At 59.4% G+C, this 15866-nt stretch carries 13 protein-coding genes; 5 read left to right on the forward strand and 8 right to left on the reverse strand.

From position 1 onward, the window contains the following. Positions 1–121 precede the first annotated feature (121 nt). Complete coding sequence (uvrA, locus tag J7400_RS09175) at positions 122–2983, forward strand: excinuclease ABC subunit UvrA (protein ID WP_209062307.1); 2862 nt, start codon at positions 122–124, stop codon at positions 2981–2983. 129 nt (positions 2984–3112) lie between these two features. Here uvrA and J7400_RS09180 read toward each other — a convergent pair whose 3' ends face one another. Beyond that, a complete protein-coding gene (locus J7400_RS09180; protein WP_209062309.1) occupies positions 3113–3559 on the reverse strand; it encodes an excinuclease ABC subunit A in 447 nt (148 codons plus the stop codon). A gap of 124 nt (positions 3560–3683) precedes the next feature. On the opposite strand from J7400_RS09180, the gene J7400_RS09185 reads away from it, so the two are divergent. Continuing rightward, complete coding sequence (locus J7400_RS09185) at positions 3684–4466, forward strand: helix-turn-helix transcriptional regulator (RefSeq protein WP_209062311.1); 783 nt, start codon at positions 3684–3686, stop codon at positions 4464–4466. A gap of 17 nt (positions 4467–4483) precedes the next feature. On the opposite strand, the gene J7400_RS09190 is transcribed toward J7400_RS09185, so the two are convergent. The 7 genes from J7400_RS09190 to J7400_RS09220 all read right to left on the reverse strand — a co-directional run bounded on the left by J7400_RS09190 (position 4484) and on the right by J7400_RS09220 (position 13674). After that, positions 4484–6061 carry a Hint domain-containing protein gene (locus J7400_RS09190; protein WP_209062313.1) on the reverse strand — a complete coding sequence of 526 codons (1578 nt, stop codon included), beginning with the start codon at positions 6059–6061 and terminating at the stop codon, positions 4484–4486. Positions 6062–6295: 234 nt separating this feature from the next. Further along, positions 6296–7168, reverse strand: a complete 873-nt coding sequence (gene mmsB, locus J7400_RS09195) for a 3-hydroxyisobutyrate dehydrogenase (RefSeq protein WP_209062315.1) — start codon at positions 7166–7168, stop codon at positions 6296–6298. Between the two features lie 14 nt (positions 7169–7182). Continuing rightward, positions 7183–8214 (reverse strand): enoyl-CoA hydratase/isomerase family protein, encoded by a 1032-nt coding sequence (locus J7400_RS09200; protein WP_209062317.1) that lies wholly within the window; start codon positions 8212–8214, stop codon positions 7183–7185. 20 nt (positions 8215–8234) lie between these two features. After that, positions 8235–9374: an acyl-CoA dehydrogenase family protein gene (locus tag J7400_RS09205; RefSeq protein ID WP_209062318.1), complete on the reverse strand. Its 1140-nt coding sequence runs from the start codon at positions 9372–9374 to the stop codon at positions 8235–8237. 226 nt (positions 9375–9600) lie between these two features. Continuing rightward, positions 9601–11547, reverse strand: coding sequence for a diguanylate cyclase (locus tag J7400_RS09210; RefSeq protein ID WP_209062328.1), 1947 nt, complete (start codon positions 11545–11547; stop codon positions 9601–9603). 130 nt (positions 11548–11677) lie between these two features. Further along, positions 11678–12097, reverse strand: a complete 420-nt coding sequence (locus J7400_RS09215) for a hypothetical protein (RefSeq protein WP_209062330.1) — start codon at positions 12095–12097, stop codon at positions 11678–11680. Between the two features lie 77 nt (positions 12098–12174). After that, positions 12175–13674, reverse strand: coding sequence for a CoA-acylating methylmalonate-semialdehyde dehydrogenase (locus J7400_RS09220; protein WP_209062332.1), 1500 nt, complete (start codon positions 13672–13674; stop codon positions 12175–12177). A 101-nt stretch (positions 13675–13775) separates the two neighbouring features. Here J7400_RS09220 and J7400_RS09225 point away from each other — a divergent pair, with 101 nt between their 5' ends. The 3 genes from J7400_RS09225 (at position 13776) to coaD (ending at position 15766) form a co-directional block, all read left to right on the forward strand. Then, entirely contained in the window at positions 13776–14672 is an 897-nt protein-coding gene (locus J7400_RS09225) for a LysR family transcriptional regulator (RefSeq protein WP_209062334.1), read from the forward strand. Between the two features lie 57 nt (positions 14673–14729). After that, positions 14730–15164 (forward strand): CBS domain-containing protein, encoded by a 435-nt coding sequence (locus J7400_RS09230; protein WP_209062336.1) that lies wholly within the window; start codon positions 14730–14732, stop codon positions 15162–15164. A 104-nt stretch (positions 15165–15268) separates the two neighbouring features. Beyond that, positions 15269–15766, forward strand: a complete 498-nt coding sequence (coaD, locus tag J7400_RS09235; protein WP_209062338.1) for a pantetheine-phosphate adenylyltransferase — start codon at positions 15269–15271, stop codon at positions 15764–15766. Positions 15767–15866: the final 100 nt, after the last annotated feature.

Consider the following 15866-nt stretch of genomic DNA (forward strand, 5'->3'; position numbering starts at 1 on the left):
ATTATGTGTGGGCCTTGCGAACGGGCTTGGCGAATGGTTTTGTTCTCTGTATGTTCGCGATAACTGAGGGGCAGTGAGTCCGTGGGGCCGCTGTCTGCTGCCGCAGCCGTTGGGGGTATTGATGGCCGAGCTGAAAAATATCGAGGTGCGCGGGGCGCGCGAGCACAATCTGAAATCCATCGACGTGGATATTCCGCGCGATCAGCTGGTGGTGATCACCGGCCTGTCGGGCTCCGGCAAATCCTCGCTGGCCTTTGACACGATCTATGCCGAAGGGCAGCGGCGCTATGTCGAGAGCCTGAGCGCCTATGCGCGCCAGTTCCTTGATATGATGGAAAAGCCGGATGTGGATCACATCAGCGGGCTGTCCCCGGCGATTTCGATTGAGCAGAAGACGACCTCCAAGAACCCGCGCTCGACCGTGGGCACGGTGACGGAGATTTATGACTATCTGCGTCTGCTGTTTGCCCGTGTTGGCACGCCGTATTCGCCGGCCACAGGGCTGCCAATTGAGGCGCAGCAGGTGCAGGATATGGTGGATCGCATCATGGGCCTTGAGGAAGGCACACGCGGCTATCTGCTGGCGCCGATTGTGCGCGACCGCAAAGGCGAATATCGCAAGGAATTCCTTGAGCTGCGCAAGCAGGGCTTTCAGCGGGTGAAAGTGGATGGGGAGTTCTATGAGCTCGACACGCCGCCGACGCTGGATAAGAAATTCCGCCATGACATTGACGTGGTGGTGGACCGTCTGGTCGTGCGCGAGGGCATGGAGACCCGCCTGGCGGACAGCCTGCGCACTGCGCTGGATCTGGCCGATGGCATTGCCGTGCTGGAGACCGCCCCCAAAGAGGGCGATCCGGAGCGGATCACCTTCAGTGAGAAATTTGCCTGTCCGGTCAGTGGGTTCACCATCCCAGAGATTGAGCCGCGACTGTTTTCCTTCAACGCGCCCTTTGGGGCCTGCCCGGATTGCGACGGGTTGGGCAAGGAGCTGTTCTTTGATGAGCGTCTGGTGGTGCCGGATGTGACGCTGAAGGTCTATGACGGGGCGCTGGCGCCGTGGCGGAAGGGCAAATCGCCTTACTTCCTGCAGACCATTGAAAGCCTCGCCAAGCATTACGGCTTTGACAAGAACACCCCGTGGAAGGATCTGGACAAAAAGGTCCAGCAGGTCTTCCTGTATGGCTCTGGCGATGAAGAGATCGAATTCCGCTATGACGAAGGCGGGCGCGTTTATCAGGTGTCGCGGGTGTTTGAGGGGGTGATCCCCAATATGGAACGCCGCTATCGCGAGACCGACAGCAACTGGATCCGCGAAGAGTTTGAGAATTATCAGAACAACCGCCCTTGTGGTGCCTGCCGCGGCCACCGTCTGCGCGAAGAGGCGCTGGCGGTGCGGATTGCTGAGAAACATGTGGGCCATGTGGTGCAGCTTTCCATCCGCGAGGCGCTGGCCTGGATTGAGGGCGTGCCTGCGAGTCTGAGCAAGCAGAAAGAAGAGATTGCCCGCGCCATTGTGAAGGAAATCCAGGAGCGGCTTGGATTCCTGAATAATGTGGGATTGGAATACCTTACGCTGTCCCGTTCAAGTGGTACTTTGTCGGGCGGGGAGAGCCAGCGGATCCGTCTGGCCAGCCAGATTGGCTCTGGTCTCACCGGGGTTCTCTACGTGCTGGATGAGCCGTCGATTGGCCTGCACCAGCGTGACAATGACCGGCTGTTGACGACGCTCAAAAACCTGCGCGATCAGGGCAACACCGTGATTGTGGTCGAGCATGATGAAGAAGCGGTGCGCGAGGCGGATTATGTCTTTGACATCGGGCCAGGCGCCGGGGTGCATGGCGGGCAGGTGGTCTCCAAAGGCACGCCTGCGGATATCGCCGCCGATCCAAAATCGCTGACCGGGCAGTATTTGTCCGGCGCACGCGAGATTGCGGTGCCGACCGAGCGGCGCGAGGGCAATGGCAAGACCGTGAGCGTGGTGAAGGCCACGGGCAACAACCTCAAGAAGGTCACGGCGGACTTCCCGCTGGGCAAATTTGTCTGTGTGACCGGGGTCTCGGGCGGCGGCAAATCCACGCTAACCATTGAGACACTATTCAAGACTGCTTCGATGCGTCTGAACGGTGCGCGCCAGACGCCTGCGCCTTGTGAAACGATCAGGGGGCTTGAGCATCTGGACAAGGTGATCGACATCGACCAGCGGCCTATTGGGCGCACGCCACGCTCCAACCCGGCGACATATACCGGCGCGTTCACGCCGATCCGCGATTGGTTTGCTGGACTGCCGGAAGCCAAAGCGCGCGGTTATAAGCCGGGGCGGTTCAGTTTCAACGTGAAAGGCGGGCGCTGTGAGGCCTGTCAGGGCGACGGGGTCATCAAGATCGAGATGCACTTCCTGCCGGATGTCTATGTGGAATGTGAGACCTGCAAAGGCGCGCGCTACAACCGCGAGACGCTGGAGATTAAGTTCAAGGGCAAGAGCATTGCCGATGTGCTGGATATGACCGTGGAAGAGGCGCAGGAGTTCTTCAAAGCGGTGCCGAGCATTCGCGACAAGATGGACGCGCTGATGCGGGTGGGGCTGGGCTACATCAAGGTGGGCCAGCAGGCGACGACCTTGTCAGGCGGTGAGGCGCAGCGGGTGAAGCTCTCCAAGGAACTGGCGAAGCGCTCCACCGGCCGTACGCTCTATATTCTGGATGAGCCCACCACCGGTCTGCATTTTGAGGATGTGCGCAAGCTCTTGGAAGTGCTGCATGAATTGGTGGATCAGGGCAATACGGTTGTGGTGATTGAGCACAATCTGGATGTGGTGAAGACCGCGGATCACATCATTGATATTGGCCCGGAAGGCGGTGACGGCGGTGGCAAGATTGTTGCCAAAGGCACGCCGGAAAAGGTCGCCAAAGTCGCGGCCAGCCATACAGGACGCTACCTGAAGGATATGCTGGCGCCGAAGAAGAAGGTGGCGGCGGAGTGAATTCGGCGAAGTGAGGTAAGGGGGCGTTGCCCCCTCGGCCTGCGGCCTTCACCCCCAGGATATTTGACGAATGAGAAGAGGGCGGCCCTTGCGGGGGCTGCGCCGATCTGACGCCTGCCTGTGTTTGGGTCAGATGCGTGAGGCGGCTTTGGGCGTGGCTGCTGTGTCGGCCAGCCGGAGTGGCAGGATGAACATCAGCAGGAAGCCGAGGTTCAGCACTGCGTTGAACCACGCGCCTGCGGCGATGGAGCCGAGGCTGTCGACCACAAACCAGCTCCAGATCCCGTAGGCGATGATCTTGCCGCCGGTTTGTGGGTCTTTGACATAGACCCGCGTGGTGACCTGCCAAAGGGTCACGCCGAGGCCGACGAGCACGCCGCCGCCGATGGCTGCGAGGACCTGATCTGTTTTGTCCGAAAAACGCTGCTGGCCGTCCAGTGGCAGGTGGACCAGATCGCTGAACCAGCTGAGCAGGCCGAAGGATTGGGTGAGCAGCGCGAGCAGGGCGCCGAGCCCCATGGCGATGGAGAGGCCGCAGCCGCATTTGAGAGAGGTGATGACGCGATCCTGTGTCATTTGAGGTGCTCCTTTGTCTGATGACTGGAGGCTGCGCGTCTTCCTGCGGCAAAACAATTACCTCTGAGGTAAGTGCGCGGGCGCAGATCTGCGGTATGGTGATGGGAAAGCAGGGAGGCGCGCTGTGGGGCTGGAGTTTGGGACAACGTTGAAGGAATGGCGGCAGGTGCGGCGGGTGAGCCAGCTGGATCTGGGGCTGTCTGCCGGGGTGAGCGCGCGGCATATCTCGTTTCTGGAAACCGGGCGGTCGCGTCCAAGCCGGGGCATGGTGCTGCGGCTTTGTGAGCAGTTGGATGTGCCGATGGCGCAGCGCAACCGCCTGCTGATGGCAGCGGGATTGAGCCCGGCTTATGCCAAGCGCGACCTGAGTGTGGAAGAGATGGCACCGGTGCAGGCGGCGGTGGATTGGACGTTGCAGCGGCATGCGCCTTATCCGGCCATGGCGCTTGACCGGCATTGGCGTCTGGTGGCGGTGAATTCTGTGGCGGAGCAGATTCTGGCGGGGCTTGGGGTGGCCTGTGGCGACAGTCTGATTGAGATGATGATTGGCTCAGAAGTGCTGCGTCAGGCGCTTGTAAACTATGAGGAAATCCTTGGGCATATTGTGGCGCGACTGCGGGTGGAAAGCGCGCATTTTGGGCAAGACGATGTGCTTGAGGATGCGATCACGCGGATGTCGGCGCTGCTGTCACAAGAGGCGCGGGCGATGGAGGGGATGAAGCCTGCGATTATACCGGCGATTTATGAGTTGGGCGGGATGAGGATGTCTTTTTTCTCGACCATCACGCAGTTTGGCTCGACCGAGGACATCGCGTTGTCGGAACTACGCATTGAGATGTTATTTCCGGCGGATGAAGAGACCCGGATGGCGCTGGAGGCGATGGCCACGGGGACTGATGGGCGCTGATTGGTGTTGGGAGGCCGTCAGGCTGCCATCAGCGCGCGGGCCTCGTAGCTGCGCAGGCTCAGGCGGGCAGAAATGTCGCTGAGGGCAATGCCGCGGCGGTTCATCACTGCGCGCAAGGAGCGGTTGGCGATCGGGTCAAAGCTGCGCAGGGTTTGCATGCCGGGTTGAAAGCTCTCGCTCCACTGGCCTTCGGACAGGAGCAGCTCATGCTGGGACATGAGGATGTGGAAATAGGTGACCGGAGATGCGCTCTCGCAGATGGTGACATCACGCCCGTCCACGAGGTCTTTGGCTTTGACCAGAACCTCATCACAGCCAAACAGCAGTTCGGCGCGTGCGCCATAGATCAGCACGCGGTGTTGAGGGGAGACCACCAGATCGCGGTCATTGTCCAGCACACCAGCCCTGATGCGGATCGGCAGGGATTCCGGACGCGGTGGCATTTCGGATTTGCCAATCCAGACAATGGGTTGCAGGCCGGAGTCTAATGTTTCCACCAGCATGCCTGCGCGCAGGTCTTTGACCAGAACATCGCCCGCTGCGGTGCGGATAAGGGTGCCGGGGGTGAAACAGGGCGGGCGCTGTTCGATCTCCACAAGCGCGGTGTCGGTTTCGCCTGCGGAATCCTCAATGGTGTAGTTGAAATAGACGGTTTCATTGTCGGTGTCGGCATCCACGGTGAGGGTGCCATCGGGGTTGAGGGTCACTTCCTGGCCGGTGTCGAGGATCACGCTGTTGGGCAGGCCGGTGCTGGGATCCGCGCTGACCGGAATGCCGTTGATATGGGTGATGGTCAGGGTGGGGCCAGCGGTGGAGTTGTCGTTGTCGAGCACGTCGAGGGTTTTGCTGCCGCCGAATTTGATGGAGACGTCGTCATCCTGCGCCACAATGGCGGTTTGTACCGAGCCGCCTGCGATCAGAAGGTTTGAATCGTAGTTGCTGTCGGTTGCGTCCGCGATGCCGATGACCAGTTCGTTTACCCCGTCCTGAAGAGGGGCCACGAAGGTCAGGGTGACGGTGAAACCGTCCATTTCGGTGTTGAACTGATCGTTGCTGTTGTCGACGTAAATGTTTTCATTGGCGTCGTTGATGTTGCCGATGGAGGCTGAGCCGTCGCCGACGGAGATCTGGGCTTCCACCCCGTTCACCCAGACCCCGATGGCGTCGTTGTAGCTCAGAAATTCAGGGTATTCTTCGGAAGAGAGTACGAAGTCGATGGTGAGCAGTTCTCCGGCGGAGCCGTTGAAATCAATCACCATGTAAGAGGCGTCAAAGGTGTTGGTGCCAGCGGCGGCGTTGAACAGCGCGTTGTTGTTTTCGCCGGTGGTGTTGGTGGAGGTGTTGCCGCGCACATTGGTGTTGGTGGTGCCGCTGTTGTTGGTGAAATCGCGGGCATAACCAGTGGAGAGGATGACCCCGCTATCAGCCGGGGCGACGCCGGGGCTGGTGCTGTCGGCGCCGGTGTAAATGCCGGAGCTGAGCGTGTCTCCGACATACTGTGACGAGACGATGCGGGAGGGATCGCCGAAGATTTCGGCGGCCATGGCATCGGCGGTGGCCGATGTGTTGATGTTCAGCTCCGTTGCGATCGCCATCTGATGCCCCTCTCAGCGGTCTGCTCTTGCGCCGTGCGGTTTTTGTTTCCGTTTTGGCAACAACAGCTATGCGGTCAAAAAAGGCGCAAAAGGGGCAATGGTTGGGAAAGATTAACCAATTTTGGGGGCAGGCACGGGATTTGGTAACCAAGAAACGGCCTGTAAAAATAAGAAAAAGCTGCGCCTTTGGGGGCGCGGCTGTGAACTTTGACTGATCGCTGTGCTGGCGCTTTGTTAACCGCGTCCGCGTTTCTCAAAGCGTGGCAGCATGGCGGAGAAATCGGTGCCAAGGCCGCCTTCCTTCTCCACAAACTGCTCATAAAGCGCGGCGGCGGCCTGACCCATTGGCGTGTCTGCATCCGCGCTTTCAGCGGCCTGTTGGGACAGGCGTAGGTCTTTGAGCATGAGTTCGGAGGCAAAGCCCGGCTGATAGTCGTTGTCGGCCGGGGATTGCGGGCCAACGCCGGGGGCAGGGCAGTAGGCGTTCATGGTCCAGCTGTAACCCGAGGATGTGGAGACCACGTCAAACATGGATTGGCGGTCAAGCCCGAGCTTGTCGGCCAGCGCAAAGGCTTCGCAGGTGGCAATCATGGTCACGCCCAGGATCATGTTGTTGCAGATCTTGGCGGCCTGACCAGCGCCCGCGTCGCCGCAATGCACAGCCTTTTGTCCCATGATGGCAAACAGAGGATCGGCCTTGGCGAAGGCCTCTTTGGAGCCGCCCGCCATAAAGGTCAGGGTGCCGCCTGCGGCGCCGCCAACACCGCCGGACACCGGCGCGTCCACGGGCAGGAGGCAGGCGGCAACGGCGTGGCCCGCGACTGCACGGGCGCTGTCCACATCCACGGTGGAGCAGTCCACAAAGCCTGCACCGGGGGACATCACCGGAATGATCTCCGCCGCCACAGCGCGCAGGATCGCACCGTTGGGCAGCATGGTGATGACCATATCGGCCCCCGCAGCGGCCTCGGCACCGGAAGGGGCCATGGTGACGCCTTCGATGGCGACATCTGCCATGTCAAAGCCTGTGACCTCGTGGCCCGCCTTGGCCAGATTGGCCGCCATGGGGCCGCCCATGTTGCCAAGTCCAATAAATCCGATCTTCATGGCGATTGCCTCCCTTATTCAAACGTCAGCTTATCCGCGCCAAGCGGCAGCACCATATTGGTGACAGCCATGGGCGGGAGCGCTTGCAATGTGTATTTCCATTGCGGATTGCGGTCTTTGTCGATGATTTGTGCGCGGATGCCTTCCAGAAAATCGCCGTGTTCCATGGCGCGGAAGGTGAAGCGGTACTCCTGATCCAGCGCGAAGCGGATTTCAGGCAGGCCGCGCACGCGGTGAATGATCTCAAGCGCCGCGCCCATGGCGATGGGAGAGTTGCGCGAGAGTTTCTTGAGCGCGTCTTTGGCAAAGTCGCTGTCACTGTCTTGCAGTGAGGTGAGAATGTCGCTCAGGCGCTCGCCGCCGAAATGGGCGTTGATCTGATCGCACTGTTGTTTCAGCGGACCGGATGCAATGGGCTGTGCGGCGGCGTCGATCAGCTCCCAATCGCCGGTGTCTTCCAGCCGGGCGATGAGATCTGGCCAGCGGTCTTCTGGGATGTAGTAATCGGCAAAACCTGTGTAGATCGCGTCTGCCGCGCCCAGTCGGGCCGCGGTGAGGCCGAGGTATTCGCCCAGACGCCCCGGAGCCTGCGCCAGAATGAGCGAGCCGCCCACATCAGGGACAAGGCCGATGCCAACCTCAGGCATGGCGATCTGGCTGCTGTCGCCCACAATGCGATGAGAGCCGTGGCAGCCGACGCCGACGCCGCCGCCCATGGTGAAGCCCTGCATGAAGCTGGCCACAGGTTTGGGGAACTCAAACAGTTTGGCGTTCATGCGGTATTCATCGGCCCAGAACGTCTGGCCAAAGCTGAAATCGCCTTTGGTGCCGGTGTCGTAAAGTTCGGCAATGTCGCCGCCCGCGCAGAAGGCTTTGTCGCCTTCCGCATCAATCACGATCATCTTGACCGCATCATCCGCGCGCCATGTGTCCAGCGCGGCCTCAATCGCGCGGCACATGTCATAAGACATCGCATTGAGCGCCTTGGTGCGGGTAAAGGTGATGCGGCCGGTTTGGCCCGCCTTGCGGATGTGGATGTCAGACACGTCTGCGCTCCGTCTTTGGGTTACGCCGCAATCATCTGGCGGGAAATGATCAGACGCATGATTTCATTGGTGCCTTCCAGAATCTGGTGCACGCGCAGGTCGCGCACGATTTTCTCGATGCCATAATCCGCGAGATAGCCGTAGCCGCCGTGCAGTTGCAAACAGCCGTTGGCCACTTCAAAGGCGGCGTCGGTCACCATGAGCTTGGCCATGGCGCAGAATTTGGTGGCCTCGTGGTCGCCGTTGTCGAGCTTCCATGCGGCCTGACGCAGGAAGGTGCGGGCAGCCTGTAGCTTGGTTTCATACTCAGCCAGGCGGAACTGGAGTGCCTGAAACTGGTTGATGGATTTGCCGAAGGCTTTGCGCTCTGACATGTATTGCACGGTCATATCGAGTGCTTTCTGTGCGCCGCCAAGGGCTGAGGCGGAGATATTGAGGCGGCCGCCGTCCAGACCGTTCATCGCGTAGCTGAAGCCTTTGCCTTCCTCGCCGATCAGATTGTCGGCGGGCACTTTGCAATCGTCAAACTGCACCTGAGAGGTTGGCTGGGCAAGCCAGCCCATTTTCTTCTCCAATGCGCCAAAGGACAGGCCTTCGGTGCCGTCTTCAACCACCACGGTGGAGATGCCTTTGGGGCCGTCATCGCCGGTGCGCACCATGCAGACGTAAGCATCGGAATAGGATCCGCCGGAGATGAAGGCTTTGGTGCCATTGAGCACATAGCCTTCGTTGCTGCGCTCCGCGCGGGTTTTGAGGGCGGAGGCGTCAGAGCCTGAGCCGGGTTCTGTGAGGCAATAGGAGAAGACTTTGTTCATGGCGCAGAGTTCGGGCAGCCATTTCTGTTTGGTCTCTTCAGAGCCGAATTTGTCGATCATGCCGCCACACATGTTGTGGATCGACAGGAAGGAGCCAACGGAGGGGCAGGACATGGCGAGGGCTTCAAAAACCAATGTGGCGTCAAGGCGGGAGAGGCCAGAGCCGCCGTAGGCCTCTGACACATAGATGCCGCCCAGACCCAGCTCTGCGATCTGAGGCCAGAGGGCTTTGGGGATGGTGCCTGCGGCTTCCCAGTCTTGGGCAAAAGGCGCGATGTGCTCTTCGCCAAATCCTTTGGCCATATCAAAGATCAGGGTCTGTTCTTCGGTCAGTGCAAAATCCATGTCTCTTCCTCTGGTCACATTCCAGGCGCAGATTGCGCCGGATGCGGTGCTGATGCTGGAAGAGACCGAAGCCGCCAAAAGCTGCGCGCTTCGCGGCCTCCCCTCCGCGAATTGAACAGTTGTTAAATTAACACCGATCCCGATGCATTGCAAAGGAAGAAAGCGGCAAAATACCAAGGATTGCGCGGCGAAAACGCAGAGTGGTTTTGCAGAAATGCAGAGGGTGTCAGCTGGCTTTGGTCCAGCTTTGGCTGTGCAGTTTGACGTGCGCTGCCTCGATGTCACTGTTGGCTTCAGGCGAGGTCAGCCAGTAGTGCAGCCGCGCTTTCTGTGCGGTGGTCAGCGCATCAAAGCCCGCGATCATGCCGGTGCCGCAGGTCTGGGCGTGATCCAGCGCCAGCTGGGCCTGTTGGACCAACTGATGGCAATGGCCTTCGGCATTGGGCTCGGCGGTGGCGTGGCCAAAGCTGGCCTGCAGGCGCAGGTGAACACCCGCGTCGAGGGTGACTTCGTGCAGTTTGATGCGGTGGCGCACGCGCTCGGCAACCTCACGGGCTTTGCTGCCGTTGGCGCAGGGCAGCAGGAACATGAAGGAGGCCTCTTGGTAGCGGCAGATCCGATCGGTTTTGCGCAGCAGTGAATGGCTGAGCAGCTCGGCAACGCTGCGCAGGGTCATGTCGGCGACTTCTTGGCCGTGGGTGGCTGCGATTGCCTGGAACGAGTCGATTTCCAGAACCACAAGAGAGAGGCCATCGTCGCAGCTGTCTTTCTCCTGCCAGGCCAGAAGCAGCTCATCGTCAAAGGCGTGGCGGTCCAAGAGGCCGGTGAGCTGGTCATGGCGCGCGGAGGCCATAGCGTTTTGGTGCAGCTCTGTGAGGTTCTTGCGGGCCTGACGCAGGAATTCTGCGCGGTTGAGTTCGGTGATCACGCGGTGGCCGACCTTCCAGCTGTAGACCGAGATGAAGATCAGAAACGCCGGATTGGCGAGGTAGATGCCGCCAAAGTGGTTGCTGGTGTAGATGTCATGAAGACCAGCGGTCATCGGTAAAAGCCAACCAACGGAGTAGAACCATGCGTCCGGCTGTTTGACTCTGATGGCGCGGGCGCTGGTGGCCAGGATCAACACAAAGGTTGCGAAACAATAGAGGTGCACCAGAGAGATGGCTTCGGTGACCTGCGGCAGGGGGGCCGTGAAGATGAAGGCCGCGCCGAGCATGCCCACCATGCCGATCAGGATCGGGCCTTTCAGATTGCTGAAGCGACGCCACAGCAGGGCCTGATGCATGGCGTAGGTGGTCCAGGCAATGAGCAGGATGTCGGCGATTTCCAGCCGTGTCAGGAAGCTGCGCAGGTTCATGCCAAGGATGATTTCCAGCGTGCCGGTCATGGTGAGCGCGCGCAAAAACAGCGCGAAGCCACCCAACGCCAGGATCAGTGTGGCCGGATCTTTGCGGTAGAGCAGGAACAGGAACAGGTTGAAGATGGAGACAAAGAGCGTGATGCCCATGACCATGCCGTCGCTGAGGCGCAGCATCTGCAGGTAGTTCTGATACGCGCCGGATTGCGCGATATAGGGCGCGCGGAGAATGCCGCCGTAGCTTTGCAGCTCTTTGCGCACATGCACCATGAGGTAGCCGTCGCTAAAGTCTTCGAGGCTGTAGGCGCGCATGGTGTGGGCGGGCACGATGGGGCCGCTGAGGGTGCCATCTTCGCCAAGTTCATGCCAGTTCGCGGGATCATTCGCCGGGATCCAGTAAACCACATAGGCATCGGCCACGCGAGGCAACACGAGGATCAGGTGGTTGTGGGGATCATCCGGCAGGGAGATGCGGCTGAGATAGGTGGCGATGCCGTGGGAGAACGGGTTGGTGTTGGCCTCTGTGAGCGTGTCGCGCCAGTCAGATGGCACGGCGATGGCGTCCAGATTATCTGCTATGAAAGCATCATGGGCCTCTTCCGGTGTCAGGTGTGCGCCAAATTCAAACCACCAATCGCCGTTGAGCATCGCATAAGGCGTTTCGTGAAAGTCACGCTCTGTCAGATCAAAATGCACGCCGGAAACGGCGTTTTGAGCCTGCGCGGGCTGAGGCAGGCTGAACATGAGGACAGAGAGCAGAAACGCCTGAAAGAGGGCTGTGACTGTGGAGAGGTTTGGGAGTGTTGCGCGCGCCATAGGGACTCTTCGTGTGGTGACGAACTGGCGATCACTACTGAGGTGACGGGTTTAACGCCACCTTAAAACGCAGGGGTATGGGCGCTCCAATACGGACAAAATGTCTAAAAATATAAGAGCTGACGGGCGCTTAAACAGCGCGGCTCAACAGCTGGTTGATCGTGTCATATGGCAGGCCAAGGATCGATAGGGCGGGCTGCTCTTTTTCCTGCACCATGGGCACCACGGCTGGGAAAGGCTCCCAGCTGCGCAGCGCGATGCGGGCGAGCTTTTGGCCTGCGGGTGTGGGGGCGAGGTAGACGATCAGGGTCTGGGCGTTGTTGCCGGTGAAGGCGTCGGCCTTTTGGGCCTGAATTTTCATGAGTTCGAGGAAGTCTTCGTCCCATCCGGTGAGATGGGTGAGATCCACCAGCTGCTTCTGGCCGGGGCGGAACTCTGGATGTTGGGCATATTCGGCAAAGGCGGTCAGCGTATCGGACATATTCGCAAAGCCCTCATAGCGCACATAGACCACGCCCAGAGAGGACAGTATTTTGAAAGAGACCGACATTTTTGCCCCGTGTTACGCCAAAAAAAGGGGCAGCAATGCCGCCCCTTTCGGTACATCAACACAGTTTGGATTGTGGATCAATCCATCGCTTTGAAGTTCAGCGCAGCACCGTCCTTGATGCCGGAGAACCAGCGCGAGGTGACCTTTTTGGTCTGGGTGTAGAACTTGAACGCGTCGGGGCCGTATTGGTCCAGATCGCCAAAGCCAGATTTCTTCCAGCCGCCAAAGGAGAAGTAAGACAGCGGAACTGGGATTGGGAAGTTTACGCCAACCATGCCGACGTTCACACGGTTCACGAAGTCGCGGGCCACGTCGCCGTCGCCGGTGTAGATCGCGGTGCCGTTGCCGTATTCATTGTCCATGACCAGCTGCAGCGCGTCCTCATAGTTGTCCTGACGCACCATGGACAGAACCGGGCCAAAGATCTCTTCTTTGTAGATCTCCATGTCCGAGGTCACGTTGTCAAACAGGGTCGGGCCAACAAAGTAACCTTCTTCATAGCCCTGAATGTTCAGGCCACGGCCGTCTGTCAGCAGTGTCGCGCCCTGATCAACACCCGAGGTGATCAGGCCTTCGATGCGGTCTTTGGCCTGAGCGGTGATAACCGGGCCGTAGTCAACATCGTCGCCACCGGTGTATGGGGCCACTTTCAGGCTCTCGATTTTTGGAACCAGACGCTCGACCAGCGCGTCAGCAGTGCCTTTGCCAACTGGAACCGCAACAGAGATCGCCATGCAGCGTTCGCCAGCGGCGCCAAAGCCTGAGCCAACCAGCGCGTCTGCTGCTTTGTCCATGTCCGCGTCGGGCATGATGACCATGTGGTTTTTCGCGCCGCCAAAGCACTGAGCGCGCTTGCCGTTTGCGGCCGCACGACCATAGATGTACTGAGCGATTGGGGTCGAACCCACAAAGCCAACGGCCTGAATGGTTTCGTTGTCGAGGATCGCGTCAACGCACTCTTTGTCGCCGTGAACAACCTGAACCACACCATCGGGCACGCCTGCTTCTTTGAACAGTTCAACCAGACGCATTGCGGTGTTTGGTGTGCGCTCGGAAGGTTTCAGGATGATTGCGTTACCGCAGGAAACAGCGGGTGCCATTTTCCACAGCGGGATCATCGCAGGGAAGTTGAACGGGGTAATGCCCGCAACAACGCCAAGAGGCTGACGGATGGAATACAGGTCGATGCCTGGGCCTGCGTCGCCGACGAACTCGCCTTTGTTCATGGCAGGTGCGCCCATGCAGACTTCGACAACTTCCAGACCACGCTGGATATCGCCTTTGGCGTCGGGCAGGGTCTTACCGTGCTCTTTGGACAGGATTTCTGCCAGCTCGTCCATGTGCTCGTTGATCAGGGCACCGAACTTCATGAACACGCGTGCGCGACGCTGCGGGTTCACCTTGGCCCATTCCTTTTGCGCGACGGCCGCTTTTGCAACAGCTGCGTCCAGTTCAGCTGGGCTTGCCAGTGGCACCTGGCTGATGATTTCGCCAGTGGCCGGGTTACGGGCTTCGGCAAAACGGCCAGACGTGCCTTTCACGTGTTCGCCGTTAATGTAGTGAGTCAACTCTTTCATGGCATCCTCCATTGAACTTTGGCGACACAATAGGCTTGCAAAAATGTGTGGAAAAGAGACAACTGTTCAAAACTGTTTTGCAAAAATACAGAGGGGGCAGGGTGATGGTTCAGTGGGATGACATGCGGGTGTTTCTGGCGGTGGCGCGCGAAGAGAGCCTTTCGGCGGCCGGGCGGCGGCTGCAGGTGGATCCGGCAACGGTGGGGCGGCGTGTGGCGCGGCTTGAGACCGCGTTTGAGGCGCCATTGTTTGTGAAATCGCCAACAGGCTATGCGTTGACCGATGCAGGGCAGCGCCTGATGAGCCACGCGCTTCGGGTGGAGCAGAGCCTTCAGGAAGCCACTGAGGAAATGGTGGGGCAAAGCACGGGGCTGTCTGGGCAGATCCGTATCGGGGCCCCTGACGGGGTGGCCAATTTTCTGTTGCCGCAGGTCTGTGCGCGGATTGCGGAGGATAACCCGGATCTGGATATTCAGATTGTGGCGCTGCCCCGTGTGGTGAGCCTGTCACGCCGTGAGGCCGATCTGGTGGTCGCCGTAAGTGCGCCCACGGCCGGGCGACTGACGGTTCAGAAGATCACCGACTACAAGCTGCATCTGGGGGCGGCGCGCTGGTATCTGCGCAATCATCCCAAGATCAATGAGGTGGCCGATCTCAAGGACCATCTGGTGACCGGCTATATTCCGGACATGATTTTTGACAAGGAGCTCGACTACCTCAGTGAGGTGGGTGTAGAGCGGGTGCGCCTTGCGTCAAACTCGGCCTCGGTGCAGTTCAACTGGGTGCGCACGGGATCGGGCATCGGGGTGGTGCATGACTTTGCCATTCCGTCAGCTCGGGGTGTGGTGAAGATATTGCCGGATCAGATTTCCCTGACCCGGAGCTTTTATCTCATACGGCATGCGGATGATCGGCGGCTGGAGCGGCTCAACCGCTTCTCTGAGGCGCTCTGTGAAGGCATGCGGCAAGAGGTGGCCCATCTGGAAGCGCAAGCTTGACATGCGATTAAGGAGCGGCAACGCTTGACTTACTTATAGTTTATATCGGAGGTCACTATGCTCGTTCATCAGATACTCAAGTCCAAAGGGTCCGAAGGTGTGCTGACGGTAAAGCCTGGAACCTTGGTGTCTGATGCGGCAAAAATCCTTTCCGATAAAGGCATTGGCACGGTGATCGTGTCTGAGGACGGCGTTGTGCCGCTGGGCATTCTGTCTGAGCGCGACATCGTGCGCCAGCTTGCCAAACGCGGGGTGGGCTGTCTGTCTGACAAGATCGACGACTATATGACAACCGAGCTTGTCACCTGTGCCCGCAATGATGATGCGGTGAGCGTGCTTGAGAAGATGACCCAGGGGCGGTTCCGCCACATGCCGGTGATGGAAGACGGCGCGCTGGTGGGGCTTATTTCGCTGGGTGATACGGTCAAGGCGCGCCTCTCAGAACTGGCGATGGAAAAGGACGCATTGGAAGGCATGATCATGGGGCACTGAGGTGCCGCAACGTCTTAGTCCCGCAGAAATACCTATCCTGAAAACAGGTCTTGCAAATGGCCGCGCAATAATGTTGCGTGCGCGCAGGACCACGGGAGGATGCCATGCGCACAGCGCTTTACCCAGGCACGTTTGACCCTATCACTTTGGGTCACATCGATATTATTCGCCGCGCCACACAATTGGTGGACCGGCTGGTGATTGGCGTTGCGATCAACCGCGACAAAGGCCCGCTGTTTTCGCTGGAAGAGCGTGTGGCCATGATCGAGGGGCAATGCGCCAAGCTGGCGGAAGAAACCGGCGTCGAAATTCTGGTGCATCCCTTTGAAAACCTGCTCATTGATTGTGCCAAAGAGGTGGGCGCTCAGATAATCGTGCGCGGCCTGCGGGCGGTCACGGATTTTGAGTATGAATACCAGATGGTTGGCATGAACCGTGCCTTGGATGCGAGCATCGAGACCGTCTTTCTGATGGCCGATTTGAAGCATCAGGCGATTGCCTCAAAGCTGGTGAAAGAGATCGCGCGGCTGGATGGGGATGTGTCCAAATTTGTGCCGCCTGCGGTCAATGAGGCGCTGCTGGACCGGCTCGGCAAGCGGTGAGTTTGTCGGCGGTTTAACCTTTAAATTGATGCGGTTTTGGCTTGCGGTATCGCGGCTGTATCCCGTCGGTATTGCGTCGGTGTCGTTTCGGCTCCGCGAA

Source organism: Shimia sp. R9_2 (assembly GCF_017743735.1).
Lineage (GTDB): Bacteria > Pseudomonadota > Alphaproteobacteria > Rhodobacterales > Rhodobacteraceae > Shimia.